The 2,068-nt window shown below is 73.7% G+C and carries 2 protein-coding genes; both read right to left on the bottom strand.

The genetic code is table 11. The features are described from left to right. Positions 1–540: 540 nt before the first annotated feature. A complete protein-coding gene (locus NBZ85_RS30625; protein WP_261560701.1) occupies positions 541–1,113 on the bottom strand; it encodes an antibiotic biosynthesis monooxygenase in 573 nt (190 codons plus the stop codon). Further along, positions 1,106–1,903, bottom strand: a complete 798-nt coding sequence (locus NBZ85_RS30630) for an isoprenyl transferase (protein WP_136446733.1) — start codon at positions 1,901–1,903, stop codon at positions 1,106–1,108. The genes NBZ85_RS30625 and NBZ85_RS30630 overlap by 8 nt, the downstream gene beginning before the upstream one ends. Positions 1,904–2,068 lie beyond the last annotated feature (165 nt).

Genomic DNA, 2,068 nt, shown 5'->3' on the forward strand with positions numbered 1-2,068 from the left:
GGTTGTGGGGGGAGGACCGGTCCTCCCCCCACAACCCGCCGCCACGACCACGACCGCTTGACACGGTCATTCAGATTCCGCGGCGCCGGGGCCCACCCCGGCCGAATGGCGGTGCGTTCTGCACGGTCTGGGCCCGCAGACCGTGCAGTCCGTACCGCACGGCGCCTCCCGCATCCGACCTGGATGATCGTTGCGTCCGCGGAACCGTGCCCCGCGGCACGACCTGCCACCGCGAGGGCCTGGCACGGTCCTGACGGTTCCGCGGAACCGCACCGGCGTCGTCGGAGGCGAGCCCGACGTCAGGACGCCCCGGCGCCCATGACCACACGTTCCCACGGCCATGCCTCGACGGTCCGGCTTCAGGTGGCGCCAAAACGCCGCCTGATCACAATCGCCCACGCGACCTAGTCGCCCTGGCGTCGGCCAGCCGAAATCCGATAGCTGTGTATGTCACATCTACAGATGTGACATACACAGCTGAGGCCGCCAGGCGACACCGACAACCCACGCCAGGCGGGACGCGGCCGCCGAATCCGTGGATCAGGGCCGGCGAGGCGCCGCGGTGTCCGCGTCGGCGGCCCGGTCTGAACGGTAGGTCCGAGCCTCGCTGCCGGTGCCAGCCGGGCCGCGGCCACCTCGCTCGGCGTCACGCCCACCCTCGACGTCACGCCGCCCGTCACTCCGCGCCACGCGTGGGTCGACGGCGGCGAGCACCTCGAAGGCGCCGGGCACGTCGACGGCGTGGACGAGCAGCGGCGTGAGGGCATACCGCACCTCGAACGCGGACAGGGCCCGGCGCCACGGGCCGGGGCCGTCCCACTCGCTGGTCAGCAGCCAGGACGCCGGCTCGTCGAGCGCCCGGGCGAGCCGGCCGGACCGGAAACCGGCCGCCCCGGCGAGCGCGTCGAGCGCGGCCCGCGCCGCCGCCGGAAAGCCGGCCGCGGCCGCCCCCGGCACCGCGAAGCGGATCTCGGCGACCACTGGCGCGCCGGAACCCGCCGCCCAGCCGCCGCCGACACCCGGCCACCCGGACTCGGGTCCACCGCCCGCCGCCGGGCCGGACGGCGCCGCGTCCGACGGCCCGGACGCGGCGCCAGCGGGATGGTCAGGCACGATGGGCGACGATCCCGCCGTAGCGCCGGTCGCGGCGGGCGTACTCCTCGCACGCCTGCCACAGGTTGCGCCGGTCGAAGTCGGGCCACAGCGTCTCGACGAACGAGAACTCGGCGTAGGCCGCCTGCCAGAGCAGGAAGTTACTCAGCCGCTGCTCGCCCGACGTCCTGATGACCAGGTCGAGGTCGGGCATGTCGGGCTCGTCGAGGTAGCGGCTCACCGTGGCCTCGTCGATCCGGTCGGCCCGCAGCCGCCCCTCGCGCACGTCCCGGGCGATCGCCGCCGCCGCGTCCGCGATCTCGGCCCGCCCGCCGTAGTTCACGCACATCACCAGCGTGAGCCGGTCGTTGTCGCGAGTGCGCTCCTCCGAGGACTCCAGGCGCCGGATCACGTTCCCCCAGAGTCGCGGTCGGCGCCCCGCCCACCGCACCCGCACCCCGAGCGCTTCCATGTCCGCGATCCGCCGACCGAACACCTTGTCGGTGAAGCGCATCAGGAACGCCACCTCGTCCGGCGAACGCTTCCAGTTCTCCGTCGAGAAGGCGTACACCGACAGCCATCGCACACCGAGCTCGATCGCACCCTCGACGCAGTCGAACAGCGCGTCCTCCCCGGCCTCGTGCCCCTTCGTCCGGGCGAGCCCGCGCCGCTTGGCCCAGCGGCCGTTGCCGTCCATGACGATGCCCACGTGCCGTGGAACCAGGCTGCGCGGCAGCGCCGGGGGCCGGGCCCCCGAGGGATGGGGGTGCGGATCACGGAACCGCGTCCCCACGTCATTGCGCAAAGTCACTGCCTACCTCCCCAGAACCGGCCGGGGCAGCGCCGAGCCGTCATCCGTCGTACCGGTACCTGCCATCGCCACACCGTCCCCCTGCCGACGCCGGATCGCGCCGGGAGCGCCCACCGCCGCTGTCCACCTCACCATGTCCGTCCTCGTCCCCTCCCAGCGCATCCC

Source organism: Frankia tisae (genome assembly GCF_025403405.1).
Lineage (GTDB): Bacteria > Actinomycetota > Actinomycetes > Frankiales > Frankiaceae > Frankia > Frankia tisai.